This window comes from Arthrobacter celericrescens, assembly GCF_003614925.1.
In the GTDB taxonomy this organism is placed as follows: domain Bacteria; phylum Actinomycetota; class Actinomycetes; order Actinomycetales; family Micrococcaceae; genus Arthrobacter; species Arthrobacter celericrescens.
Window position 1 is genome coordinate 38,413 of sequence record NZ_QYLP01000011.1, and the last position, 23,812, is coordinate 62,224.

At 67.2% G+C, this 23,812-nt stretch carries 23 protein-coding genes and 3 tRNA genes; 7 read left to right on the forward strand and 19 right to left on the reverse strand.

What is annotated here, in order from left to right; translation table 11 throughout:
* Positions 1-88: 88 nt before the first annotated feature.
* The 3 genes from pyrH to rpsB all read right to left on the reverse strand — a co-directional run bounded on the left by pyrH (position 89) and on the right by rpsB (position 2,761).
* Positions 89-826: a UMP kinase gene (pyrH, locus tag D3654_RS01055; protein ID WP_120519685.1), complete on the reverse strand. Its 738-nt coding sequence runs from the start codon at positions 824-826 to the stop codon at positions 89-91.
* 144 nt (positions 827-970) lie between these two features.
* On the reverse strand, positions 971-1,807 hold the full coding sequence (gene tsf / locus D3654_RS01060; protein ID WP_120519686.1) for a translation elongation factor Ts: 837 nt from the start codon (positions 1,805-1,807) through the stop codon (positions 971-973).
* A 120-nt stretch (positions 1,808-1,927) separates the two neighbouring features.
* The gene (gene rpsB, locus D3654_RS01065; RefSeq protein ID WP_120519687.1) at positions 1,928-2,761 is read right to left on the reverse strand and encodes a 30S ribosomal protein S2; all 834 of its coding nucleotides are present in this window, start codon (positions 2,759-2,761) and stop codon (positions 1,928-1,930) included.
* Positions 2,762-3,169: 408 nt separating this feature from the next.
* On the opposite strand from rpsB, the gene D3654_RS01070 reads away from it, so the two are divergent.
* Positions 3,170-3,691, forward strand: a complete 522-nt coding sequence (locus tag D3654_RS01070; protein WP_120519739.1) for a M23 family metallopeptidase — start codon at positions 3,170-3,172, stop codon at positions 3,689-3,691.
* Between the two features lie 20 nt (positions 3,692-3,711).
* Here the strand turns inward: D3654_RS01070 and D3654_RS01075 are convergent, their stop codons facing one another.
* From D3654_RS01075 to D3654_RS01100, 6 genes are all read right to left on the reverse strand, one after another.
* Positions 3,712-4,905, reverse strand: a complete 1,194-nt coding sequence (locus tag D3654_RS01075; protein ID WP_120519688.1) for an acyl-CoA dehydrogenase family protein — start codon at positions 4,903-4,905, stop codon at positions 3,712-3,714.
* Positions 4,906-5,102: 197 nt separating this feature from the next.
* A tRNA-Ile gene (locus D3654_RS01080) sits at positions 5,103-5,176 on the reverse strand.
* 117 nt (positions 5,177-5,293) lie between these two features.
* Complete coding sequence (locus tag D3654_RS01085; protein WP_120519689.1) at positions 5,294-6,490, reverse strand: glycosyltransferase; 1,197 nt, start codon at positions 6,488-6,490, stop codon at positions 5,294-5,296.
* A 103-nt stretch (positions 6,491-6,593) separates the two neighbouring features.
* Positions 6,594-7,499: a DMT family transporter gene (locus tag D3654_RS01090; protein WP_120519690.1), complete on the reverse strand. Its 906-nt coding sequence runs from the start codon at positions 7,497-7,499 to the stop codon at positions 6,594-6,596.
* The gene (locus D3654_RS01095) at positions 7,499-8,131 is read right to left on the reverse strand and encodes a CDP-alcohol phosphatidyltransferase family protein (protein WP_120519691.1); all 633 of its coding nucleotides are present in this window, start codon (positions 8,129-8,131) and stop codon (positions 7,499-7,501) included. The genes D3654_RS01090 and D3654_RS01095 overlap by 1 nt, the downstream gene beginning before the upstream one ends.
* Before the next feature lie 42 nt (positions 8,132-8,173).
* Positions 8,174-9,010 (reverse strand): phage holin family protein, encoded by an 837-nt coding sequence (locus D3654_RS01100; protein ID WP_120519692.1) that lies wholly within the window; start codon positions 9,008-9,010, stop codon positions 8,174-8,176.
* Between the two features lie 191 nt (positions 9,011-9,201).
* Here D3654_RS01100 and D3654_RS01105 point away from each other — a divergent pair, with 191 nt between their 5' ends.
* The 3 genes from D3654_RS01105 (at position 9,202) to D3654_RS01115 (ending at position 11,196) form a co-directional block, all read left to right on the forward strand.
* Positions 9,202-10,431: a multidrug effflux MFS transporter gene (locus D3654_RS01105; RefSeq protein ID WP_120519693.1), complete on the forward strand. Its 1,230-nt coding sequence runs from the start codon at positions 9,202-9,204 to the stop codon at positions 10,429-10,431.
* Positions 10,432-10,495: 64 nt separating this feature from the next.
* Positions 10,496-10,720 carry a hypothetical protein gene (locus tag D3654_RS01110; RefSeq protein WP_120519694.1) on the forward strand — a complete coding sequence of 75 codons (225 nt, stop codon included), beginning with the start codon at positions 10,496-10,498 and terminating at the stop codon, positions 10,718-10,720.
* A 68-nt stretch (positions 10,721-10,788) separates the two neighbouring features.
* A complete protein-coding gene (locus D3654_RS01115) occupies positions 10,789-11,196 on the forward strand; it encodes a hypothetical protein (protein ID WP_120519695.1) in 408 nt (135 codons plus the stop codon).
* A gap of 53 nt (positions 11,197-11,249) precedes the next feature.
* Here D3654_RS01115 and D3654_RS01120 read toward each other — a convergent pair.
* The 5 genes from D3654_RS01120 to dusB form a co-directional block, all read right to left on the reverse strand.
* Positions 11,250-11,322: transfer RNA gene (locus D3654_RS01120), tRNA-Asn, on the reverse strand.
* Positions 11,323-11,462: 140 nt separating this feature from the next.
* A tRNA-Asn gene (locus D3654_RS01125) sits at positions 11,463-11,535 on the reverse strand.
* Positions 11,536-11,666: 131 nt separating this feature from the next.
* Positions 11,667-13,595 carry a DNA primase gene (gene dnaG / locus D3654_RS01130; RefSeq protein ID WP_120519696.1) on the reverse strand — a complete coding sequence of 643 codons (1,929 nt, stop codon included), beginning with the start codon at positions 13,593-13,595 and terminating at the stop codon, positions 11,667-11,669.
* A 24-nt stretch (positions 13,596-13,619) separates the two neighbouring features.
* A complete protein-coding gene (locus D3654_RS01135) occupies positions 13,620-14,930 on the reverse strand; it encodes a deoxyguanosinetriphosphate triphosphohydrolase (RefSeq protein ID WP_120519697.1) in 1,311 nt (436 codons plus the stop codon).
* 40 nt (positions 14,931-14,970) lie between these two features.
* A complete protein-coding gene (gene dusB / locus D3654_RS01140; RefSeq protein WP_120519698.1) occupies positions 14,971-16,152 on the reverse strand; it encodes a tRNA dihydrouridine synthase DusB in 1,182 nt (393 codons plus the stop codon).
* 170 nt (positions 16,153-16,322) lie between these two features.
* Between dusB and D3654_RS01145 the strand changes: the two genes are divergently transcribed.
* On the forward strand, positions 16,323-16,925 hold the full coding sequence (locus tag D3654_RS01145; RefSeq protein ID WP_120519699.1) for a dihydrofolate reductase family protein: 603 nt from the start codon (positions 16,323-16,325) through the stop codon (positions 16,923-16,925).
* Between the two features lie 9 nt (positions 16,926-16,934).
* Here D3654_RS01145 and D3654_RS01150 read toward each other — a convergent pair whose 3' ends face one another.
* From D3654_RS01150 to D3654_RS01165, 4 genes are all read right to left on the reverse strand, one after another.
* On the reverse strand, positions 16,935-18,401 hold the full coding sequence (locus tag D3654_RS01150) for a YibE/F family protein (RefSeq protein WP_120519700.1): 1,467 nt from the start codon (positions 18,399-18,401) through the stop codon (positions 16,935-16,937).
* A 102-nt stretch (positions 18,402-18,503) separates the two neighbouring features.
* A complete protein-coding gene (locus tag D3654_RS01155) occupies positions 18,504-19,466 on the reverse strand; it encodes a GNAT family N-acetyltransferase (protein ID WP_120519701.1) in 963 nt (320 codons plus the stop codon).
* Positions 19,467-19,469: 3 nt separating this feature from the next.
* Positions 19,470-20,855 carry a glycine--tRNA ligase gene (locus D3654_RS01160; RefSeq protein WP_120519702.1) on the reverse strand — a complete coding sequence of 462 codons (1,386 nt, stop codon included), beginning with the start codon at positions 20,853-20,855 and terminating at the stop codon, positions 19,470-19,472.
* Positions 20,856-20,953: 98 nt separating this feature from the next.
* Positions 20,954-21,991, reverse strand: a complete 1,038-nt coding sequence (locus D3654_RS01165) for a DMT family transporter (RefSeq protein WP_120519703.1) — start codon at positions 21,989-21,991, stop codon at positions 20,954-20,956.
* 32 nt (positions 21,992-22,023) lie between these two features.
* Between D3654_RS01165 and D3654_RS01170 the strand changes: the two genes are divergently transcribed.
* Positions 22,024-22,254: an RNA-binding S4 domain-containing protein gene (locus tag D3654_RS01170; RefSeq protein WP_120519704.1), complete on the forward strand. Its 231-nt coding sequence runs from the start codon at positions 22,024-22,026 to the stop codon at positions 22,252-22,254.
* Here D3654_RS01170 and D3654_RS01175 read toward each other — a convergent pair.
* Positions 22,251-22,898 (reverse strand): alpha/beta hydrolase, encoded by a 648-nt coding sequence (locus D3654_RS01175; RefSeq protein ID WP_120519705.1) that lies wholly within the window; start codon positions 22,896-22,898, stop codon positions 22,251-22,253. The genes D3654_RS01170 and D3654_RS01175 overlap by 4 nt on opposite strands.
* Before the next feature lie 93 nt (positions 22,899-22,991).
* On the opposite strand from D3654_RS01175, the gene D3654_RS01180 reads away from it, so the two are divergent.
* A complete protein-coding gene (locus D3654_RS01180; protein WP_120519740.1) occupies positions 22,992-23,810 on the forward strand; it encodes an SGNH/GDSL hydrolase family protein in 819 nt (272 codons plus the stop codon).
* The last annotated feature ends 2 nt before the right edge of the window (positions 23,811-23,812 follow it).

Here is a 23,812-nt window from a genome sequence, read left to right on the forward strand (position 1 = left end):
CCGTTTCACCAGGGCAGCGCACGCGGTTGGTGCACACAGTAAAGTCCGCCACGTGGGGCGGAGGGTCCTAGAAGTATCCTAGCCGCTGCTAGGGAGTGACGAGGGTACCGAGCTTTTCGCCCAGGATCGCGCGGGTGACGTTGCCTTCGCCTTCCATGCCGAAGACCACCATGGAGAGCTTGTTGTCCTTGCACATGGTCATCGCGGTCTGGTCCATGACGCGGATGTCGCGGCGCAGGGCGTCGTCGTAGCTGAGCGTCTCCAGCTTTTCGGCGGAGGGGTCCTTCTTGGGGTCGGCGGTGTAGACGCCGTCCACTCCGCTCTTGGCCATCAGCACGACGTCGGCACGCACCTCGAGTGCGCGCTGCGCGGCGACGGTGTCAGTGGAGAAGTACGGCAGGCCGGCGCCGGCGCCGAAGATGACCACGCGGTCCTTTTCCATGTGGCGGATGGCACGGCGCGGGATGTAGGCCTCGGCAACCTGTGCCATCGAGATCGCGGACTGGACGCGGGTGTCCACGCCGGCCTGCTCCAGGAAGTCCTGCAGGGCCAGGCTGTTCATCACGGTGCCGAGCATGCCCATGTAGTCGGCGCGGGAGCGGTCCATGCCGCTCTGGGAGAGTTCGGCGCCTCGGAAGAAGTTGCCGCCACCGACCACGACGGCGATTTCCACCTGGGAGACGGCGGCCGCGATCTGCTTGGCGATGGAGCGGATGGTTTCCGGGTCCACACCGAGCTTGCCGCCGCCGAAGACCTCGCCGGACAGCTTCAGGAGCACGCGGCGCTTGGTCTTTTCGGGCCGGATTGCTGTGTTCTCGGATTCCATGATGCCTTCCCGTTGGTGGACTCTGGCTAGATTATCTTGCTGGGTGCCGGGGCAGAAAGACGCCCGGCGGAGCGCATGCGGCACTCCCGTGGCCGCATGCAAAAGGGGCGGCCACCGAAGTGACCACCCCTTTGTTGCGTGCGACTAGTTGCCGACGCGGAAACGTGCGACGGCGGTTGCCTTGACGCCGGCCTCTTCGAGGACCTGGGCAACGGTCTTCTTGGAATCCTTGGCGAATGCCTGGTCCAGGAGGACTTCACCCTTGTAGAAGCCGGTAACGCGGCCTTCCACGATCTTCGGCAGGGCAGCTTCGGGCTTGCCTTCGGCCTTGGCGGTCTCTTCGGCAATGCGGCGCTCGGACTCGACCAGCTCAGCAGGAACATCTTCGCGGGTGAGGTAGTTCGGAGCCATGGCGGCAACGTGGACGGCGACGTCGTGGGCGGCGGTGGCAGCGGCTTCGCCTTCGCCCTCGACCGCGAACAGCACGCCGACCTGGGCCGGGAGGTCCTTGGAGGTCTTGTGCAGGTAAGCGTCGACCGTGGCGCCTTCGATGCGGGCGATGCGGCGGACGGCAACCTTCTCACCGAGAACGGCGCCTTCTTCGACGACGACCTCGGACAGCGGCTTGCCGTCGACGTCGACCGCCAGGAGGGTCTCGAGGTCGGCAGCGCCGGACTCGACGGCCACGGCCAGGACCTTGTCGGCCAGCTGGATGAACTTGTCAGCCTTGGCGACGAAGTCGGTCTCGCAGTTGACTTCGACCATCACGCCGACGTTGCCGGTGACCTTGGCGGCAACCAGGCCTTCGGCAGTGGCGCGGCCTTCACGCTTGGTAGCGCCCTTGAGGCCCTTGATGCGGATGATCTCGATGGCCTTCTCGGCGTCGCCGTTGGCCTCGTCAAGAGCCTTCTTGACATCCATCATGCCGGCGCCGGTGCGCTCGCGCAGGGCCTTGATGTCTGCAGCAGTGTAGTTCGCCATGTGAACCCCTCTGTCTAGAAATTTATGTGTTTACGGACTGACAGGACGGCAGCCCGCCTGGCGGGCCGCCATCCTGTCAGTAGCTCCCGCTGCCGTTGGGGGCTGCGGGAAAGTCCGGATTTACTTTGCTTCTTCGCCTGCGGCGGCGTCGGCAGCCGGTGCTTCCTCGGCAGCTGCGGCTTCGGCCTTGCTGCCTTCGAGGAGCTCGCGCTCCCACTCAGCCAGCGGCTCTTCCGGAGCTTCCGTGGTGCCGGTTGCGCGCTGGTTACGGGCGATCAAACCCTCAGCAACGGCGTCGGCAACAACGCGGGTCAGCAGGTTCACGGAGCGGATGGCGTCGTCGTTGCCCGGGATCGGGAAGTCGACTTCGTCGGGGTCGCAGTTGGTGTCCAGGATGGCAACAACCGGGATGTTCAGCTTCTTGGCTTCGTCAACCGCGAGGTGTTCCTTCTTGGTGTCGACAACCCAGAGGACCGAGGGGGCCTTGGTCAGGTTGCGGATACCGCCGAGGTTGGCCTCGAGCTTGGTCAGTTCACGACGGAGGAGCAGGAGCTCCTTCTTGGTGTAACCGGAGCCGGCGACGTCCTCGAAGTTGATCTCTTCGAGTTCCTTCATGCGCTGGATACGCTTGGCAACCGTGGAGAAGTTGGTGAGCATACCGCCCAGCCAACGCTGGTTGACGTAGGGCTGGCCGACGCGGGTGGCCTGCTCGGCGATTGCTTCCTGGGCCTGCTTCTTGGTGCCAACGAACAGCACGGTGCCGCCGTGGGCAACGGTGGCCTTGACGAACTCGAAGGCGCGGTCGATGTAGGACAGCGACTGCTGCAGGTCGATGATGTAGATGCCGTTGCGCTCGGTGAAGATGAAGCGCTTCATCTTCGGGTTCCAACGACGGGTCTGGTGTCCAAAGTGGACGCCGCTGTCAAGCAGCTGGCGCATGGTTACGACGGGCATGCCGACGCTCCTTCCGGCAGGTCATTCATGAGAGAGCCTCGCGGGCTGCTCTTACCCTGCCAATAGTTGACGGTTGTTAGCGGACCCGGACGGGTCCTACTCCTGGCATCCCTTGCACCCCTCATCCGCTCGAAGAACGGACCGCAAGGGGCACAATCCTCCACAGCAAGGATCCATCGGGATCTGGATGTGGAGGGCTGGATGCGCGTAGTCAATTTGAGGCCCCCGCGCGGCTGAATGAGCCACGCTTCTGAAACAGCCTGAGGGCACGCCAAACTGCAGTCACAAGTGTACTACAGCAGCCGCCATGTCCTGCGCGCCTGCGGGCCACCGCCAAGGCGACCCGGTTTTCCACATAGCCGGGTGCGGGGCTTCCCGGACGCCGGCCCGAACCGGAGGCTGGACTGCATGAAAACCGGCCACTTCCTGACCACCTTGCTGCTCGTCACGGCCCTTGCCGGACCTGCCGGCGCCGCCCCCGCGCCGCAACCTTCGGAAAGCACCGCCCGCCCGTCCTGGAGCTGGCCGCTCTCCCCCAGGCCCGCCGTCGTGCGGCCCTTTGATCCGCCGCCGGAACCGTGGCTGAGCGGGCACCGCGGCGCGGACCTGCAAGCAGCGGCCGACGGCGCTCCCGTCACCTCGCCTGCCGACGGCGTGGTGTCCTTCGTGGGCGTGGTGGTGGACCGTCCGGTGATCACGGTGGACCACGGCGGCGGACTGCGCAGCAGCTTCGAACCGGTGCGCAGCACGCTTCACCAGGGCGATCCGGTGACGCAAGGCCAGGAGCTCGGCGTCCTCGAGCCCGGCCACTGCGGGCAGCTGCCGTGCGTGCACTGGGGCGTGCGTCGCGGCGAGGAGTACGTCGATCCCCTGCCCTTCATCATGGACCTGCGGCCGTCGGTCCTGCTGCCGCTCGAAGGTCCGCCGTAATCGGAGCTGGGTGGGACGCGCTAGACGATCGCTGAGATTCCGGTGATGGCGCGCCCGGTCACCAGGGTGTTGATCTCGTGGGTGCCTTCGTAGGAGTAGATGGCCTCGGCGTCGGCGAAGATCTTGGCCATTTCATAGTCGGTGACGATTCCGTTGCCGCCCAGGAGGCTGCGGCCGAGGGCCACGCTCTCGCGCATGCGGTCCGTGGTGAAGGCCTTCGCGAGGGCGGACTGTTCATCCTTGGCCTGGCCGGCGTCTTCGAGCTGGGCCAGTCGCACCATCATCCCCATGGAGCTGACCGCATTGCCGAGGATCTGCACCAGCTGCTGCTGGACCAGCTGGAACGACGCGAGGGGGCGGCCGAACTGGATCCGTTCGACGGCGTAGCGGCGGGCGACGTCGAAGGCCGCCAGTTGCTGGCCCACGGCCTGCCAGGCCACGGCAAGCCGGGTGACCTTGAGGACTTTGTTGGTGTCGCGGAAGCTGTTGCCGTTGGCGAGCTTGAAGAAGTCCGGCACCACCACGTTGTCGAGGACGATGTCGGCGTTCTGGACGGTGCGCAGGGAGATCTTGTTTTCGATCTTGCTGGCCGAGTAACCCGGGAGGGAGGTGTCAACGAGGAAGGCCTTCACCTGGTTGTCGGCCAAATCGCGGGCGTAGATGACCACCCAGTCGGAGAAGGTGGCGTTGCCGATCCAGCGCTTGGCGCCGTTGAGGATCCAGGTGTCGCCGTCGCGCAGGGCGGTGGTGCGGGTGCCGCCTGCCACGTCGGAGCCGCCCAGGGGCTCTGTCAGGCCGAAGGCGCCGATCTTCTTCATGGAGTAGATGTCCGGCAGCCAGGCGTCCTGCTGTTCCTGGGAAGCCAGCGCTTCGATCGAGCCGGTGAACAGGCCGTCGTGGACTCCCATGAACGTGGCGATGGAGGTGTCGGCGCGGGTGACTTCGGCGTGCACCAGTCCGGCGAAGAGGTTCGAGAAGCCTTGCCGGCGGACCGGGCTGACCAGGTCGATCTCCGCCAGCCTGGGGATCAGCTCCATGGGGAACTCGCCGCGGTTCCAGCAGTCCACGGCGATCGGCTTGACCTCGCGGGCCAGGAACTCCCGGATCTCGGCGAGCCGGTCCCGTTCCTTGTCGGTGAGCAGCTGCTCGAAACCGTAGAAGTCACCGTCGGCGTAGGGAAGGTTTTCCGGATCGATGGCAGTCGTCGTGGACATGCAGGTTCCTCCATTGGTGCGGCGAGAGGCGCACGGGGCCGCGGGCGGCGAAGTGCTACCGGTAAGTAGGTTACTCATCAGTAACATACCGCATGGAGGCGGACCCTTCAATGGCTGCCCCCGGCCTGGTGCTTCGGCCCGGCCGTTAGGACAAAAGAACCCCCGGAAATCCGAAGGGATTTCCGGGGGTTCGCTTGTAGGGCTACTCGGACTTGAACCGAGGACCTTAGGATTATGAGTCCCGCGCTCTAACCAGCTGAGCTATAGCCCCGTGACGGCCGCAATCCTGCTGGTATCAGCAGCCTTCCGGCCGAAAGCACTCTAGCAATACTAGTGGCTGGCACGCGTGCATTGCGCGCATGCCGGTGCCAGGCGGGGCGCGCGGGCCTTAGAGCGCCTTGTCCTCGTAGGACGCTCCGCGGTAGAGGTCCTCGAAGGTCTGAAGGGTTCCTTGGATGCTGTGCGGCTCCACCATTTCGCGGCTCGCCTTGCCCATCACGGCCCGCTCGTCCTTGGACATCCGCACCAGTTCGGTGATGCGGGATGCCAGTTCGCTGCTGTCGCCGGGCGTGAACAGGTAGCCGTTCTCGCCGTCGCGGACCAGGTGCGGGAGGGCCATCGCGTTGGCCAGCAGCACCGGGGTGGAGGCAGACATCGCCTCGAGGGTGACCAAGGACTGGAGTTCCGCCGTGCCGGGCATGCAGAAGATGTCCGCCTGGATGTAGGCCTTGCGGAGGTCTTCGTCGCTGGCCAGGCCCAGGAACTTCACGCGGTCCTGCAGCCCGAGGCGGGCCACCTGGGCTTCGAGGGCCGGGCGCACCTCTCCCCCGCCGACGATCTCCAGGTGCACCTTGAGTTCGGACGGGGTCTTGGCGACGGCGTCAATCAGCACATCCACGTGCTTTTCCTCGGCGAGGCGGCCGGCGAACAGCACCGTCGGGTGTTCGTGCGGCTCGATGACTTCGCCCGGCTGCAGTTCGTAAGCGGCGGAGTCGATGCCGTTGGACAGGGGCAGCACCTTGTGGAGGAAGGCGTGCTGGTGCATCGCCTTGGCGGCCAGCGGGGTGGGCGTGGTGACCACGTCGGCCTGGCCCATGACCTTGCCCATGTCCTTCCACGAGATGCGGCCGATGATGTTCTTGAACCACTGCGGGAACGGGAGGAACGGGTTCAGGTTCTCGGGCATGAAGTGGTTGGTGGCCACGATGCGGACGCCACGCTTCACGGCCTCGTACAGGACATGCTCGCCGATCATGTAGTGGCTCTGGATGTGCACCACGTCCGGCTGCACCTTGTCGAACAGCAGGCTGATTTCCTTCTTGATCTCCCACGGGAAGCAGATCCGGAAGTATTCATGGGTGGGGACGCTGTGCGAGCGGAGACGGTGCACGGTGGCTTCGTCACGGAATTCCGTGAAGCTCTTCCCCTTGTCCTGGCGGCAGGCCAGGACGTGGACGTTGTGGCCGCGCTCGTTCATGCCCTTGGCCAGCCGGTACCCGAACTGTGCTGCACCGTTGACGTGCGGCGGGTAGGTGTCCGCCGCAATCAGGATGGTGAGGGGTTTGGTGTTGCCGGGATTGGTCACGTGGAGAACTCCTGTTTGTCACGGTGTGAACACCACGGGAAGCTGTGCCTCGCGGTGCCTTCGCCGCCTGCCCGCATGTGGCGGAGCAATCGCGAAGCTTGCCCTAGGCTTTCCGCGCGGAGGCCGCTTTGGCGTCCCGTTTCCGCTTGGTGACTTCCGGATGGTGCCGGCTCAAGGCAATAACCCCCACGATAGCAAGGAGAGCAGCCGCAGCCATGGCGATTGCCATCACGGCGTGGACATCGGGACGAAGCTCACCAAGAATCGTGATCCCGATGGCGATCCCCACGATCGGGTCGATGACGGTCAGCCCGGCGATGACGAGGTCCGGCGGGCCGCTGGAATAGGCGCTCTGGACGAACCAGGAGCCCAGGCCGCCCGCAGCGGCGATCGCCACCACGGAGTACGGCGAGACGTTCAGCAGGAACATCCCGTTGGGGTCCAGCAGGTGCTTGCCGATGATCCGGGTCAGCACCGCCACGAAGCCGAACAGCACACCGGCGCCCAGGATGTAGACGAAGGCGCTCATGCGGTGCTTGAACAGCACGGCCAGCGTGCCGAACAGCCCCACGGCCAGTGCCAGCAGCAGCACGATGGTCAGTTCGTCCTCGCCGCTGACGTGGTGGTTTTCCTGGGTGACGTTAACCGCCAGGAGCACGAACAGCGCGGAGCCCGTGACGCAGGCCGTGATCGCCACCACCGTGGCGCGGTTGATGCTCAGCCCCTGGTCCTTGGCGTTGACCACGGTGGTGATCACCAGCGCGATGGCGCCGATCGGCTGGACCACCGTCAAAGGGGCCGTGACCAGGGCGATCGCGTTCAGGGCCATGCCCGCACACAGCAGCAGGAGACCAAGCACCCAGCGCGGGTTGCGCAGCAAGCGCAGGAAACCATTGGAACTCAAGGCGAGCCCGCCGGTGTCGGCCTTGACGGCACTGCCCTGGCGCTGCGCCCCGAAGGCCATGCAGAACGCGCTGAGCACAGCGAGAAGAACGGCGAACCAGACCATCAGCTGCGACCGCCGTCGTCCGTGGGGTGCTCCCGCAGGTCCCGTCCCTTGCGGCGGATCGCCCAGAAGTAGTTCCAGGCCGCGACCCAGTGGCCCGCCAGGCCCAGGCCCAGGCAGATCCACGCCAGCACGAAGCTGGCGCCGGCGAGCGGGAAGGACAGCTTGGACAGCAGCAGCAGGGGCGTGCCCAGGAGCAGCAAGGCGGTGCGGATCTTCCCGATCCGGCTCACTGGGAGATCGGGGTGGCTGCGGAAATAGAACAGGGAGACTGCGCCGAGGATCGCGTCAGGGACCACGAGCGCCGCGAGATACCACCAATCAACGACGCCGGCGATCACCAGCGTGACGGCGACGGCGATGAGGGCCAGGCGGTCGGCTGCGGGATCGAGGACACGGCCGAGGCGGGAGGTCTGGTTGAAGCGGCGGGCAACGTAGCCGTCGATCCAGTCGGTGCTGCCCATGATGGCAAGGACGAGCACAGCGTAGCCGTATTCGTGGGCACCGAGGACCAGCCAGACGAACACCGGAACGCCCATGAAGCGGAGCACGGTCAGGAAGTTGGGAACGGTGAAGACCAGATCGTGGTCGATCTGCGGCTGGCCCGGACGGGCACCGGCGCCGATGAACTTCATCTGTCCCCTTGAGTCCTGTTGCCTGGCGTGTTGATGGTGTGCTTACTTCCTGAAGAGCCTCCGCAGCCCGACGGCGAGCACCGCGGCGGAGGCGAGGAAGGCCACGATTTCCTTCCAGCGGCCCGCGACGCGCTCAGGCAGGCCGTCCGGGAGCCGGTTGCCGAGGTCCCCGGCGAGTTTCCGGCCGTCGTCGAGCTTTTCCTGGGCGAGATCCTGGAAGAACTTGCCCTGGGTCTTGAAGTCCAGTTCGGAGCCGAGCTGGTCGCGGACACCGGCCAGGTGTTCGCGGCGCTGCTGCAGGCGGCGCAGCAGCTCGTCCTTGTCCGGTGCGGGAGGTTCGTCCCGGTGGCGGGCCTCCTCCTTGGCCGCGGCTTCTTCCTTGGCCTTCCGTTTGGCTTCTTCCTTGGCAGCCTTCGCGGCCTTGTATGCCTCGGAGTCCGGGTCAAGGATGCTCGCGTCGAAGTCAGAGCCTTCCGTGAGGACGCCAAGATCGTGCTTGAGTCCGCGGATGGTTTCGGCCGGCAGCAGCGGCTGCGCCTTCTTGAATTCGGTCAAGGCCACGAGCCCGCCGATCGCGATGAGCAGCAGGAACCCGGCGGAGACCACGAGGGCGGCAAGCCACCCCGGCATGACGGTTGCGAGGCCGAGGATGGCAGCCACCACGAGGGCGATGACCAGCAGCAGGGCGAAGACGAGGGCCACGCCCACGAAGGCGCCGGCCACGCCCAGCTTGACGCCCTTGTCCTTGAGCTCAAGTTTCGCGAGCCGGACTTCGTCGTTGATCTGCCGGGGCACTAGCCGGCCCGCGAGCTTGAGGGTCCTCGGCAGCGCCCCGATTCCCGGGCCCATCCCGGGCGTGCCCCTGTGACGTCCGCTCATCAGTTCCCCGCCTTACTGCTTCTCTACGTATCCGTCGGCGGCGCCAAGTCCGAACCCCCTACTCAGCACCTGCCCACAAAACTACCATTCAGCGTTCTTCCGGTTTTCCGCCTGTTTCCCGGCGTGCCCCTGTGCCCTGAGGAATCTGCGGCAAGGCCTATCAGAGATATGACCTTTGGCACATAGGATTGGTGTTCGTGACGACTCCCCCTGCCCCCGGTGACGCCCTCAGCCGACGCGAAAAACTCCTGTACATCCTCCTCTTGGGCGCCCTCACTGCGCTTGGCCCGTTCACCGTGGACCTGTACTTGCCTGCGTTCCCGGCGTTGGAGCAGCATTTCGCGGTGTCCGCGGCCGCCATCCAGCTGACCCTGGCGGGCACCACGGTGGGTTTCGCCATTGGGCAGCTTGTCGTCGGACCCTTCAGTGACAAGTTCGGCCGGCGGATGCCGCTGATCCTGGCAACAGCGCTTCACATCGCGTCGTCCCTCGGCGCGGCCCTGTCCACAGACATCGGCGCTTTGTCCCTGTTCCGCGTCCTCATGGGCATCGGCGCTGCCGGCGGCGGAGTGGTGGCCATGGCGATGGTCCGGGACCTCTTCCACGGCTACGCCATGGTGCGGATGTTCTCCCGCATGTCCCTGGTGAACGGGCTGGCGCCCATCCTGGCGCCGATCATCGGTTCCCAGCTGCTGCTGGTGATGCCGTGGCCTGGCATCTTCTACTTCCTGGCCGGCTACGGCGCCCTGGTGATCATCGCCGCGATCTTCCTGATCCGGGAAACCTACCCGCCCGAGCTCCGCAGCCAGGGCGGCACGACGGCGGCCCAGCGCTACCGCGCGGTCTTCGGCGACCGGATCTTCGTGGGCATGCTCCTGGTGGGCGGCTTCAACTTCGGCGGGCTCTTCGCCTACCTCTCGGCCTCGACCTTCCTGTTCCAGCAGGTCTACTCCTTTTCGCCGCAGGAATACGGCCTGCTATTCGGCGTCAACTCGCTGGGAATCGTGGCCGGCGTCCAGATCAGCTCCCGCGTAATCAAGCACGTCGCACCGCAGTGGATCATGGCCTGGGCGACGGCGTGGCTGCTGCTCATGTCGCTGCTGATCGTCGCGTTCGACATGCTCCACCTCGGCCTGTGGGGCGTGATCGTCCCGCTGTGGTTCTACATCCTGGCCACGGGTTTCATGTTCCCCTGCGTCCAGGTGGTGGCGCTGGCCAACCATGGGGCGCAGGCAGGCACCGCCGCTTCGCTGCTGGGCGCCTCGAACTTCATGATGGCGGGGATCGTCCCGCCGGTGGTGGGTGTGCTCGGCGTGGCGTCGGCCACCCCGATGGGCGCCGTCCAGGCCGTGTGCGTGTGCTGTTCGGTCCTGGCCTTGTGGCTGGTGGTCCGGCCGCGCACGGTGCCCTCAATTCATTAGCGTCCGTCGATCCACTAGCGCGGATCCAATGAGCCCGCGATCCATCAACGCCTAGGCTGGACCCATGGCCCGCACTCCTTCCGGCAACGGCCCGCACCGCAACGGACCCCACCGCAAGCGCCCGCACCGCAACGGGCGCGGCCTCTTCGTGGGCGCGGTGATCGGCGGCGTCGCCGGCTTCTTCCTGGGACGGAACCTCGGCAACCCGGTGTTCGGCGCCCTGCTGGGCGCCGTGATCGTGGCCGCACTGATGTACCGGATCAACCCGGGACCCTGGAAACGGGACTGAACCGGCCGCTGCGTTAACGGCCCCGGCTGGCCCTGTTGTGCTCCGGGGCCCGGCGATAAAGTTGAGGTGTGCCCCGTTGGCAGGAAACACACCCCGTTCCGGCGCCCTGGCAGCGGCAGGACAACGGAATCCTGCCTCTGTGGTGGGACCGCCTGTGTTCCGTGACGAGTCCGCAGTCGGCGGCCCTGTACGCCGCGGGACTCTTCACCGAAGACCGGCGGCGGCCGATCGCCCAGTGGTTCAATCCGGATACCGGAGCGGCCCTCCTGGTGGCCCCCGAAACGTCCCCCGAATGGCCCGTGCAGCGCTTCGGGATCTTCTACGCCCCTCCGGGCAGCGGCTTCACGCGCGTGCATTCCTCGCCGCACGAGTGGCATCCGCGCGAACCACGCACTCCCCCGACGGAAGACGAAGCGTTCCGAGCCGCCGTCGACGAGGCCGCCAGGTTCCTGCAAGTGGAAATGGACTTCGTCTAGGACTGCAAAACAAAAGGGCCCGTGCCGCGTTTCCGCGGTACGGGCCCTGTGCGCTCCTCCGACTGGACTTGAACCAGTAACCCTTCGATTAACAGTCGAATGCTCTGCCAATTGAGCTACGGAGGAATGAAGCGGTTATGACTTTAGCAAAGGTCGGGCCGGTTCGCGAAATCGGCGCCGAACGGCGGCCCCGCTTCCGGAAAATACCCTCCCGGGGTATAAAAAATGCCCCCGTTCCGGGGATTCCGGAACGGGGGCATCGGGAGCTCCTCCGACTGGACTTGAACCAGTAACCCTTCGATTAACAGTCGAATGCTCTGCCAATTGAGCTACGGAGGAATGAAGCGGTTATGACTTTAGCAAAGGCCCGCCGGGAAACGAAATCGAGGCCCGGACGCCNAGCGGTTATGACTTTAGCAAAGGCCCGCCGGGAAACGAAATCGAGGCCCGGACGCCACCCATGAACGGGCTCATTGCTCCGCCCGGAGCGCCCTGCGCTGCATCTCGAGTTCCATGAGTTCGCGGTTGAGCTGCTGGAACTCCTCCGGGTTGGCGCCGGAGTCGAGGCGCTGCAGGCGGCCCATCTTGTCCGCCTTGATGCGGGTGATCTGCAGTTCGAAGAGGCGCGCCAGGATGTCGCGGCAATAGCGCTGCATGGCTTCGGGGGTGCTGGCGGGCAGCGGCACGACGGCGAGCTCCGAGACGAGGCCGCGCAGGGGCTCCGGCATCTCCTGCCGCACGGCTTCCACCCAGGCCACCGGATCGGCGGCGCGAGCCAGCCCCGCGGCCCGGATGGCGTCGTGCACGGCCGCGTACGCGGGCGTAGCGAAGCGGGACATCTCGAAGCGGTCCCAGGCGGGCCCGGCCAGCACGGAGGGGTCCTGAAGTACCACTTCGAGCGACTGGCGTTCCATGGCCGCCACTGGGTCGCGCGGGTCCGGGCGATGGAAGCCTGCCCCGGCGTCCGACGACGGCATGGAGCCTCCAGCGGGGGCTCCCGGTCCCTGCGGGGTCCCGGATCCCTGGGAGGCACCCGGGCCGCCTGCGCCACCCTGGGCGGCCTGTGCGGCGGCCCGCTTCTGCGCGCCGCCGACGGCGCGGCTGACGTCCTCGATGGGCATGCCCAGCCAGCCGGCAAGCTCCCGGACGTACGCCGGGCGCAGGCCGGAGTCACGGATCTGGGCGACGACGGGTGCGGCCTCCCGCAGGGCGGCGACCCGGCCCTCCACGGTCTCCAGGTTGTGCCTGCGCAGCGAGGCGCGGATGGCGAATTCGAAGAGGGGCTTCCGGCTGCCGATGAGGTCCCGCACCGCCGCGTCGCCGCGGAGCTGGCGCAGGTCGCACGGGTCCGCACCGGTGGGTTCCACCGCCACGTAGGTCTGGGCGACGAAACGCTGGTCCTCCTCAAAGGCGCGCAACGCCGCTTTCTGGCCCGCGGCGTCGCCGTCGAAGGTGAAGATGACCTCTCCCCCGCTGCCGTCGTCGGAGAGCAGGCGCCGGGCGATCTTGATGTGGTCGGCACCGAACGCGGTGCCGCAAGTGGCCACCGCGGTGCCGATGCCGGACAGGTGGCACGCCATCACGTCCGTGTAGCCCTCGACAACCACCAGCTGGCGGTCCTTGGCGATGTTCCGCTTGGCGAGGTCGATCCCGTAAAGCACCTGGGATTTCCGGTAGAGCGTGGTCTCGGGCGTGTTCAGGTACTTGGGGCCCTGGTCGTCCTCGTAGAGCTTACGGGCGCCGAAGCCGATCGTGTCCCCGGCGATGTCGCGGATGGGCCAGATGAGCCGGCCGCGGAAGCGGTCGTAGATGCCGCGGTTGCCTTCGGAGAACATGCCCGTGAGCTTGAGTTCGGCATCCGTGAAGCCGCGGCCGCGCAGGTGCTTGAGCAGCGAATCCCAGCCTTGCGGGGCGTAGCCGACGCCGAACTGTTCCGCGGCGGCACGGTCGAAGCCGCGGCCGTGCAGGAAGTTCCGTCCCTCCGCCGCGCCCGGGGTCAGGAGCAGCGCGCGGAAGAACTCGTCGGCGATCTTGTGGGCGTCCAGCAGCCGCTGCCGCTTGCCGACTTCCTCGCGGCTCGGCCCGGTGCCGCCGTCTTCGTAGCGCAGTTCGTAGCCGATGCGGGCGGCCAGTTTCTCCACGGCCTCGTGGAAGGAGCTGTGGTCCATTTTCTGGACGAAGGAGATGACGTCCCCGTCCTCGCCGCAGCCGAAGCAGTGGTAGCGGCCCACCTGGGGGCGGACGGTGAAGGAGGGCGAGCGCTCGTCGTGGAAGGGGCACAGGCCCTTGTAGGTTCCCAGGCCCGCGCCTTTGAGGGTCACGTAGCCGTCGACGACTTCCTTGATGTCCGTGCGCTGGCGTACCTCGTCGATATCCTCACGTTTGATCAGCCCAGCCACCGAACCATCCTAGTCCGAGTGGACTCACCACAGCGACGGCAGGCTGCCCACCAGGCGTTCGTACATCGCCAGGGCGGAGGCGTCCGTGAGGGACGCCACCTGGTCGACGACGACGCGGAGCCGGGCGGCGTCGTCGACGGCGTCACGCCAGTCCGCGGCGAACATCGGCTCCAGGTGCCGGTCGCCGCTGGCGTTCAGCACGCCCACCAGGGCGTGCAGGACTTCCCGCTGCCGCTCGTAGACGGGCTGGCGGTGGTCCGTGGAGATCACGAAGGTGGTGGCGAGGCCCTTCATGACGGCGATTTCGGTGACGGTCTCTTCCGGCACCATCAGCTCGGCGCTGAAGCGGGTAAGCCGGTCCGGGCCGAAATGCAGCCGGGTGGTTTCCAGGGCGCTCTGGCAGAACCGGCCGATCAGCTGGCTGGTCATGTTCTTCAGCGCCGCCATCGACTTGCGGCTGCCGTCCGCCTCGCGCACCCAGACGCTGGTGGCTTCGAGGCGGGCCAGGGCGGCGTCGATCTCGGCCGGTTCGTTGTGCGGCAGGTACCACTGGCGGGTGTAGCCCACCACGCGGGCCCGGTGGTCCGGGTTGTCGAGCCATTTCAGCTGGAAGTGGCCGGCTACGATCGCGTCCTCGACGTCGTGCACCGAGTAGGAGATGTCGTCGGCGAGGTCCATGACCTGTGCTTCGATGCACGAGCGGTTGCCGGGGGCGCCTTCGCGCAGCCAGGCGAAGATGGGCAGATCGTCCTCATAGGCGCCGAACTTGCTGGTGCGGTGGCCATGGATGACGGGGGCGTCGGCGGCGGACCAGGGGTATTTCGACGCCGCGTCCAGGCTGGCGCGTGTGAGGTTCAGGCCCGCGGGTTCGCCGCCCGGGGTGAGGACCTTGGGTTCCAGCCGGGTCAGCAGGCGCAGGGTCTGTGCGTTGCCTTCGAAGCCGCCAATGGCGTGGGCGAGTTCGTTGAGCGCGGATTCCCCGTTGTGGCCGAACGGCGGGTGGCCGAGGTCATGGCTGAGGCAGGCGGTGTCCACGACGTCCGGGTCGCAGCCCAAGGCCCGGCCGAGCTCGCGGCCCACCTGGGCGACCTCGAGGCTGTGGGTCAGGCGGGTCCGCACGAAGTCGTCGGTGTCCGGGGCCACCACCTGGGTCTTCGCCCCGAGCCGGCGCAGCGCGGAGGAATGCAGCACCCGGGCGCGGTCCCGCTCGAAATCCGAACGGTAGTTGCTCTTCCTGGGTTCCTGGACCCAGCGGGCGGAATCGGCCTCGCTGTAGCCCGGAATGACCGGCGCGGACTCGCTCCGGCTGGTGGCGGACAGTGCTTCGGTTCCCATGTGGCCTAGTCTTCCACGACCGGGCCCGGGTAGATGACGCCTAGCCGCCGGAAACGTCGAGTTCCGCCGCGGCGATGTCGCGGCTTTGCTCTTCGTTCAGGGCGCGGCTGAGCAGCCAGTCCTTGGGCAGGGCCGGCGTCTTGGGCGATCCGGCCCGGCCGCGGGGTCCTTCGGAATCGACGCCCGGGTACGGCAGCTCCATGTCCAGTTCGTCCAGCAGGCCGCGCAGCACCTCAAGGGTGGGCACGGTGGCCAGCTTGGCGCGCAGTTCCCCGCCCACCACGTAGCCCTTGAAGTACCAGGCCATGTGCTTGCGGATTTCGCGGAGGGCCTTGTATTCGTCCCCGCCGAAGGTCTCTATCATCAGCTCGGCGTGCCGGTAGACACCCTCGGCCACCTGACGCAGTCCGGGGCGGTGCCGGTGGTCGCTGCCTTCGAAGGCCGCCTGGAGGTCGCCGAACAACCACGGCCGGCCCTGGCAGCCGCGGCCCACCACCACGCCGTCGATGCCGGTTTCGCGGACCATGCGGACGGCGTCCTCGGCGGACCAGATGTCGCCGTTGCCGAGCACCGGGATGTCCGGCAAGGCCTCGCGCAGCCTGGCGATCGAGGACCAGTCGGCCTGGCCGGAGTAGAACTGGGAGGCGGTGCGGCCATGCAGCGCGACGGCGGCAACACCGGAATCGCGGGCGATCCGGCCGGCGTCGAGGTACGTCAGGTGGTCCTCGTCGATGCCCTTGCGCATCTTGATGGTCAGCGGGATGTCCCCCTTGGACGCCTCGCGCACGGCGGTCTGCACGATCGCGGTGAACAGGTCGATCTTCCAGGGCAGGGCGGAGCCGCCGCCGCGGCGGGTGACCTTCGGGACCGGGCAGCCGAAGTTGAGGTCGATGTGGTCCGCGCGGTCTTCCTCGACCAGCATGCGCACGGCGGCCCCGACCGTCCCGGGGTCCACGCCGTAAAGCTGCACGGAGCGGACCTTCTCGTCGTCGTCGTGCGAGATGATGCGCAGCGACTCAGGCGTCCGCTCCACCAGCGCGCGGGAGGTGACCATCTCCGCAACGTAAAGCCCGCCGCCGTATTCGCGGCACAGCCGGCGGAACGCGGAGTTGGTGATGCCGGCCATGGGGGCCAGGATCACAGGCGTGTCCACGGTGATGTTGCCCAGCTGCAGGGGCGGCAGCTCGAGCTTCGGCGAAGGAGGGGTTGCTACAACAGTCACCCGTCCATTGTCTCAAAGCCGGGCAAATCAGCTCCGGCCCGTCCGGAGGCCCTGCGAAAGCCGGGCGGCGGAGCCCCTGGGCCGCGTTGCTGAACCTGATCGGACAGTTCGGGGTGATACTGATCGAGGGCGCGAAGCGCTGTTGCACATCGAGGTAGGAGGAGTACCTGATGGGACTTGTGTTCGCCGACATGTCCGTATCTGTTGATGGCTACGTCACCGGTCCCAACGACAGCCGCGAGAATCCATTCGGCGACGGTGCGCAGGATCTGCATGCCTGGCTCCGTCCCACCGCGAGCGACGACGACCGCGCTGTTGTGGAGGAGACCGTCGACCGGGTGGGTGCCATCGTCATGGGCCGCCGCTCGTTCGAGAAGAACGAAGGCGACGGCGGCTGGGGCGATGCCGGTCCGATGGGCGACATCCCGTGCTTCGTCGTCACCCACCACGCACCACACAGGCCCTATCCTCCAGTGTTTACCTTCGTCATCGATGGCGTGATGAGTGCCATCCGGCAGGCCCGGCAAGCAGCCGGCGACAAGGACGTGCACCTCTTCGGCGCGACCGTCATGCAGCAGGCGCTCCCTCTGGGCCTCGTGGACGAGATCCACCTCCACGTGATGCCGGTTCTCGTCGGTGGCGGCACCTCGCTGTTCGGCAGCCTGGACTCCCCAGTGGGGCTGGAGCGCATTGATGCAGTAGTCACGCCGGCGGCGACGCATCTGACGTTCCGTGTGCTCGGCAAGGACACTCCTAAGGACCAGGAGATTTAGCAACACACCCTAGCGGCGCCCGTCGGTTCCCCGGCGCTCCGCGTCGCGGCGTTCGGCTTCCTTGCGTTCCGCCTCGCGGCGGGCGCGGCGGGTTTCGACGACGGCGGCCAACTCCCCGGTGTCGAGCGAGGCGTAGTCCTCCACCGCCGTCGGGGAGCTTTCCAGCTCGCGGACCCGGCCGGCGTCGTCGTCCTCCGCGGCAGCACTGCCGAGGGACCCGGCGCCCGCCGGCGCGCGGCGGAGGCCGGTTGCCTTGACCACAAGCACCGCGATCAGCGTGGTGACCGGGATGGCGAGGACCAGGCCGATCGATCCGACCAGGGTCCGGACCACTTCCTCCGACAGTTCAGCGCTGGTGAGGGTGTCCAGCAGGGGCCGGTCGTAGAGCATCACGATGATCAGGATCGGCAGGGCGGCGCCGGCGTAGGCGAACGCGATCGTGTACACGGTGGAGGCGATGTGGTCGCGGCCGATCCGCATGGCCGAGCTGAAGAGCTTGCGGGCCGTGGTCTCGGGGGCCAGTTCGTAGAGTTCCCATACCGCCGAGGACTGCGTGATGGTGACGTCGTTGAGGACGCCGAGGCCGGAAATGATGAGGCCGCACAGGATGATGCCGGAGATCGAAATCCGGTCGGACGTGTTTATCAGGGTGGCGGCGTCGTGGTTGCCCACGCCTGCCAAGTTCGCCGCGCTGGTGGCCCAGGCCGCCAGCAGGGCCGTGATGCCAAGGCCGAAGATCGTGCCCAGGAGGGCAGTGGACGTGCGGGCCGAGAAACCGTGGGCGAAATACAGCACGCCGATCATGATGGCCGTGGAGCCCACCAACGCCACGAGCAGCGGCGGCTTGCCCTCCACCAGGCCGGGAAGCATGAAGCTGACCAGCACCACGTACGCGCCCACCAGGCCGAGCAGGGCCCGGAGACCCCGCCAGCGCGCGACGGCGATCACCACCACGGCATACAGAATGGCCAGCAGCGCGATCGGCAGGGACCGGACGAAGTCCACGAAGACGTAGGCGGGCGAGCCGGTCCCGGCTGCCTGCACCTTGGAGAGGTTCAGGTAGCGGATCTCGTCGCCTGCCTTGACGCCGTGGCTCTTGGCGACGTCGGGGTTGATGACCACCTTCACCGGGCTGCCGCCGGCGTCGGGCTGGGTCATGGCGAAGGTGCATTGCGAGCCGGCGTTGTTTTGGCCGGCCGGCGGGATGTCCGCGCCGGTGTTGGCCTGGCTGCAGCTTTCCTGGAGGACCGACTGGATCTTCCCGGTGTCGAAGGTGACCCCCGGCGCCGCCTGGTATGGGCTGGCCAAGGTGAGCCCTTCCTTGCTGCCGGAAGGCCACAACAGCAGCATGGCCACCATGGTGAGCACGCCAAGGGGCACCAGGACCGCTGCGAGCAGCCAGTTGGCCCGCTTGCGTGCCGCTAGCGCCTGGGGCGCGGGATCGCCGTCGTGGTTGTGTCCGTGGGCGTGGCCCATTGCTTTCTTTCCCCATCCTTCAGCCCAACTAACTGGCAGTTGTGGTCGTTCTCAGCGTGCAAAACGACCACAACTGCGAGCTAGTTGGGTACTACCGAAACGTCAGTCGCTGACGACTTGGGTGTCCGCGCCCTCAACGTGTGCCTTGCCTTGCGCCAGCAGGGGATCCAGGACCTCGCGCAAGGCAACCATCGCGTCGTCCACTTCGAGCAGCACGGAGTGCTGGTACGCAATCAGGGCAAGCAGGTCCCCCACTGCCTGGGCGGAGTCGCCGGCGTCCAGCGCCGGTTCGTGGCCGAGGAAGACCTCCGAGGTGTCGTCGGCATTGCCCGTGGCGTAACTGACGGCGAAGGCCCGGATCCTGCCCTTGCGGGTGGCGGGCACCCCGGATCCGAAGGCGCTCGCCTTCGGCGCACGCAGCACCACGGCCCCGTGGGCGCCGCTCAGCTCGTCAAGGAACATGCGCTGCACCGTGGGAATCCCCAGCTCGCCCGGGTTGTCCCAGTGGTGCACGGCCGTGTAGTAGCGGCCGACGACGTCGCTCAGTTCCACCGAACCGGTGGCCAGGTCCTCGACCTGCTCGGAGGCGGCTTCTTCCGAGCCGTCCCCGAACACCGGCAGCTTCAGCGCCTCGGGATGGACCACCACCAGCTGCGAACGCTGGATCGGGGCGAGCCCTGCCCACTCTGCGAAGGCGGCACCGGACGTGCCGGGCTCCACCTTGCTTCGGAGTTTGGACACGCCCGACGGCGCCAGTTCGGCTTCGCGGCGCAGCATGGTCAGGAGCGTGGCACCGATGCCGTTACGGCGGTGGTCCTTGGCGACCTCGATGTAGGCCCACAGCCGCTCCGGGTGGAGCGAAGCTTCGTGGACGACGCCGGCCGCCACCGGGATGGCGACCCCGTCCACGACGTCTTCGGCCACGATGCACCGCCGCCAGGGGGTGTTGCTGGACGGTGCCAGCGCTGCACGGAACTGCTGGGCCGGGAGTGTTTCGGGCCCGCCCCAGATTTCCAGGAGCGCGAGGTCGTCGCCTTCGCGCCATTCCCTGTATTCGACCGCCATGGATCAGGCGCCGATCAGCCGTGCTGCCAGGTAGCCTTCCACCTTGTCCAGGGACACGCGTTCCTGGCTCATGGTGTCGCGTTCGCGGATGGTCACGGCCTGGTCCTCGAGGGTGTCGAAGTCCACGGTGATGCAGAACGGGGTGCCAATCTCGTCCTGGCGGCGGTAGCGGCGGCCGATGGCGCCGGCGTCGTCGAAGTCGATGTTCCAGTTCTTGCGCAGCTGGGTGCCGAGTTCCTTCGCCTTGGGCGAGAGATCCTCGTTGCGGCTCAGCGGCAGCACGGCGGCCTTGACCGGGGCCAGGCGCGGGTCAAGCTTCAGCACCGTGCGCACGTCCACGCCGCCCTTGGCGTTGGGGGCCTCGTCCTCGGTGTAGGCGTCGATCAGGAACGCCATGAAGGAGCGGGTGAGGCCGGCCGCGGGTTCGATCACGTATGGGGTATAGCGCTCGTTGGTGGCCTGGTTGAAGTAGCTCAGGTCCTGGCCCGAAGCCTTCGCGTGCGTGGAAAGATCGAAGTCGGTGCGGTTGGCGATGCCTTCGAGCTCGCCCCATTCGGAACCCTGGAAGCCGAAGCGGTATTCGATGTCCGTGGTGCCCTTGGAGTAGTGGCTGAGCTTGTCCTGCGGGTGTTCGAAGAAGCGCAGGTTCTCCTCGCGGATGCCCAGGCCCGTGTACCAGGCCATGCGCTCCTTCATCCAGTACTGGTGCCACTCCTCGTCCGTGCCGGGCTCGACGAAGAATTCCATTTCCATCTGCTCGAATTCGCGGGTGCGGAAGATGAAGTTGCCCGGGGTGATCTCGTTGCGGAAGGACTTGCCGATCTGGCCGATGCCGAACGGGGGCTTCTTCCGGGACGTGGTGAGCACGTTGCTGAAGTTCACGAAGATGCCCTGCGCGGTTTCCGGGCGCAGGTAGTGCAGGCCTTCTTCGCTGGCCACGGGGCCCAGGAAGGTCTTGAGCAGCCCGGAGAACTCCTGCGGTTCGGTCCACTGGCCGCGGGTGCCGCAGTTGGCGCAGACGATGTCAGCGAGGCCGTTTTCCGCGGGGCGGCCCTTCTTTTCCTCGTACTCTTCCTCGAGGTGGTCCGCGCGGTAGCGCTTGTGGCAGGAGAGGCATTCGACCAGCGGGTCGGAGAAGACCTCCACGTGGCCGGACGCTTCCCAGACCTGGCGGGGCAGGATCACGGAGGAGTCCAGGCCCACCACGTCTTCGCGGCCGCGGACAACGCTCTGCCACCACTGGCGCTTGATGTTTTCCTTCAGTTCGGCACCGAGGGGCCCGTAGTCCCAGGCAGAGCGGGAGCCGCCATAGATCTCACCGGCCTGGAACACGAACCCGCGCCGCTTGGAGAGGGAAATGACCTGGTCGAGGACGGATTTTGCTGCCATGGGTACTCCATTTTTCTACAGGGCCGCTGGGTGCGGTCCGCGCTGGTGCGCAGCAGTAGGGCTGCGCGAAGGAAAGCTGGGCAGGAATGCTGCCCGTCCTAGCCTACCGGCCCCGGCCCCCGTCCGGCTTCCACGGCCGGCTTCGCCGCCCGGCCGCCCCGTCCGGCCGCCAAGGCACCCCTGGGCCACGGCAGGGTGGCGAGGATGATCGCCCCGAGGGTCAGCAGGGTGCCCAGCACCGTGGGCAAGGCGACCACCGCGCCCGGGGCGGGCAGGACGACGTCGAGCGCCAGGGAGCCGAGCAGCTGCCCGGCGATCATCCCGAGTCCGGTCATCAGCACCCCGAGGCTGCGCACCAGCAGCGCCGCGAGGCCGATGAACACGCAGCCCATCGGCCCGCCGAGGTAGTACCACCATTCGCCTGGCAGCGCGTGGCCGGGACCGGCGACCGCCAGTTTGAGCAGCAACAGGACCCACAGCACCACGGCGCCGGCCGCGAAGTTCACGAAGGTGGCCGCCACGGGGCTGCCGTATTGCACGGTGGCGGTCCCGTTCATGGCCTGCTGGAAGCTCATGAGGAAGCCGGCCAGCACCGGAAGCAGCACCGGAAGCAGGAGCGCGGCGGGCTCGTTCGACGCGGAAAAGCGCGGCGACACGGCCCAGGCCACCGCTGCGACCGTGAGCAGGCTGCCCAGGATGCGCATGGCGGTGACGGACCGCTTGCCGCCCGGGGCGATTCCCATGCGGTCGACCAGCAGGCCGCTGACGGTCTGTCCGGTCACCACGGCCACCGTGAAGAGCGCCACGCCGAGCACGCCCACCGTGAAGACCTGCGCGATGACGAACAGCGCGCCGATGACGCCGGCCAAGGCATAGGGGCGGGGGAAGCGGCGCTCCCGCAGTGCCGGAATGACCTGCCGAAATGCGGTCCGGCCTTTCGGCAGGACAAGTCCGACGGCGGCAATGACGATGAGTCCCGTGGAGAAGCTCACGACGGCAGCCGCGATCCCGTCCTCAAGCCGTGCGCCCAGGGCACCGTTGATCCGGCCCTGCAGCGGGAGAAACACGCCCCCGGCGACGGCGAGGGACAGGCCGGCGACGGCGGCCAAGGGCGTGCTACGGGAAGATTGCGGCATTTTCACCAGCCTACGTCAGGCATCATTGCTGTATGAGCAACCCCGAAATCGACGAAGTACCCATCCGCGACGAGATGATCCGCCTCGGCCAGCTGCTGAAGCTCGCCAACCTCGTGGAGGACGGCGTGGAGGCCACCGAGCTCATCAAGAACGGCCTGGTGAAGGTCAACGGGGACATCGAGGAACGCCGCGGCCGCCAGCTGCACGCCGGTGACACCGTGACCGTGAACGGCCGGACGGTGCGGATCGCAGGCAACTCCTAGCTGAGCACCTTGTGGGTGAGGAATTCGCCCACGTGGCCGATCTCCTGCTGGTTGATGCCGTGCCACATGCCGGTGTACAGCACCTTGGTGAGGTCCACGTGCTTGCGCACCCAGCCCATGGTGAATTCGATCTTGTCCGGCGTGATCACCGGGTCCTGCTGGTCGCGGCCCCAGAACAGCGGAACCGTGCCGTCCAGTTCGGCGTCCCGGAAGGCGGCGTCAGCACCGGCGTCGACGGCGAACCCGGACAGCCCGACGACGGCGGCAAAGTCCGCGGGACGCTGGCGCAGCATCGAGGTAGCCATGGCCATTCCCATGGAGAAACCGAGCAGGGTCACCGAGGGGTGATCCTCCTTGACGGTGTCGAGCCAGCCCAGGGCATAGTCGGCGGCGAGCTTGACGGCGTCGAGCGAGTAATCGATGGAGGCCGTCAGCGGGAACCAGGTGAAACCCGGACCCGTCGGGATCGGGGCGCGCAGGGAGGCGACCACGAACCCCTCGGGCAGCATCCCCGCGAGGCTGAACAGGTCCGCCTCATTGGAACCGTAGCCGTGCAACAGCACCAGCAGCGGCTTGCCGGCCCGCTCCCCTTCCTCGTGGGACCACAGGACAACAGGGGCGGGGAAGGCAGCTGCTTGACTCATGGGTCTATTCTTACAGTTACCCACGAGTAACAAGTTACCGTCGCGTAGCTGCGCAACAAGAGGCAGGACAACAACGTGAACGCCACTGATCCCATGGCCCACCCCGCCGTGGACGAGCAGAACCACCCCTGGAGCCGTTATGTGGCCTTGGGCGACAGTTTCACCGAGGGCATCGGAGACCCAGAGCCCGGCAGCCCGGGCGGCCACCGCGGCTGGGCCGACAGGGTGGCCGAAGAATTGAGCCGCGGGCAAGGGGACTTCGCCTACGCGAACCTGGCGATCCGCGGCCGGCTGCTGCAGCAGATCCTCGACGAGCAGCTCGCGCCGTGCCTGGCCCTCAAGCCCGACCTCATTTCCATCAGCGCCGGCGGCAACGACCTCATACGGCCCGGCGGGGATCCGGACGCGCTCGCCGAGAAGCTGGACGGCGCCGTCGGGCGGTTGAGCGCGGACGGCGCCACGGTGGTGCTCTTCAACGGCCCGGACACCGGGTCCACGGTCCTCGGCCGGATCCGCGGCAAGGTGGCCATCTACAACGAGAACCTCCGCACCGTGGCCTCCCGCCACGACGCCGTGGTGGCCGACATGTGGTCCCTGCGCGAGCTGGCCGATCCGCGGATGTGGGACGACGACCGCCTGCACTTTTCGCCCCTGGGGCATCACACGATCGCCGCCATGGTGCTCGATGCGCTCAACGTGGCGCACCAGCTGGAGCCATACACCCCGAAGCCGCTGCCGCTGCGCAGCTGGCGGGAAGCCCGCACCGGGGACCTGGTGTGGGCCCGCGAGTACCTGGTGCCGTGGGTGATCCGGCGGATCCGCCACCAGTCCTCCGGCGACGGCATCTCCCCCAAGCGCCCGACGCCGGGCCCCGTCTTCGGCCCCGCCGGCGCCGTCCTGCCACAGAACTGACG

Bases quoted from the DNA above. Each gene is read 5' to 3' on its own strand.
- pyrH (WP_120519685.1), bottom strand. From the start codon at position 826: ATGGAATCCGAGAACACAGCAATCCGGCCCGAAAAGACCAAGCGCCGC.
- tsf (WP_120519686.1), bottom strand. From the start codon at position 1,807: ATGGCGAACTACACTGCTGCAGACATCAAGGCCCTGCGCGAGCGCACC.
- rpsB (WP_120519687.1), bottom strand. From the start codon at position 2,761: ATGCCCGTCGTAACCATGCGCCAGCTGCTTGACAGCGGCGTCCACTTT.
- D3654_RS01070 (WP_120519739.1), top strand. From the start codon at position 3,170: ATGAAAACCGGCCACTTCCTGACCACCTTGCTGCTCGTCACGGCCCTT.
- D3654_RS01075 (WP_120519688.1), bottom strand. From the start codon at position 4,905: ATGTCCACGACGACTGCCATCGATCCGGAAAACCTTCCCTACGCCGAC.
- D3654_RS01090 (WP_120519690.1), bottom strand. From the start codon at position 7,499: ATGGTCTGGTTCGCCGTTCTTCTCGCTGTGCTCAGCGCGTTCTGCATG.
- D3654_RS01095 (WP_120519691.1), bottom strand. From the start codon at position 8,131: ATGAAGTTCATCGGCGCCGGTGCCCGTCCGGGCCAGCCGCAGATCGAC.
- D3654_RS01100 (WP_120519692.1), bottom strand. From the start codon at position 9,010: ATGAGCGGACGTCACAGGGGCACGCCCGGGATGGGCCCGGGAATCGGG.
- D3654_RS01110 (WP_120519694.1), top strand. From the start codon at position 10,496: ATGGCCCGCACTCCTTCCGGCAACGGCCCGCACCGCAACGGACCCCAC.
- D3654_RS01135 (WP_120519697.1), bottom strand. From the start codon at position 14,930: ATGGGAACCGAAGCACTGTCCGCCACCAGCCGGAGCGAGTCCGCGCCG.
- D3654_RS01145 (WP_120519699.1), top strand. From the start codon at position 16,323: ATGGGACTTGTGTTCGCCGACATGTCCGTATCTGTTGATGGCTACGTC.
- D3654_RS01150 (WP_120519700.1), bottom strand. From the start codon at position 18,401: ATGGGCCACGCCCACGGACACAACCACGACGGCGATCCCGCGCCCCAG.
- D3654_RS01155 (WP_120519701.1), bottom strand. From the start codon at position 19,466: ATGGCGGTCGAATACAGGGAATGGCGCGAAGGCGACGACCTCGCGCTC.
- D3654_RS01160 (WP_120519702.1), bottom strand. From the start codon at position 20,855: ATGGCAGCAAAATCCGTCCTCGACCAGGTCATTTCCCTCTCCAAGCGG.
- D3654_RS01165 (WP_120519703.1), bottom strand. From the start codon at position 21,991: ATGCCGCAATCTTCCCGTAGCACGCCCTTGGCCGCCGTCGCCGGCCTG.
- D3654_RS01170 (WP_120519704.1), top strand. From the start codon at position 22,024: ATGAGCAACCCCGAAATCGACGAAGTACCCATCCGCGACGAGATGATC.
- D3654_RS01175 (WP_120519705.1), bottom strand. From the start codon at position 22,898: ATGAGTCAAGCAGCTGCCTTCCCCGCCCCTGTTGTCCTGTGGTCCCAC.
- D3654_RS01180 (WP_120519740.1), top strand. From the start codon at position 22,992: ATGGCCCACCCCGCCGTGGACGAGCAGAACCACCCCTGGAGCCGTTAT.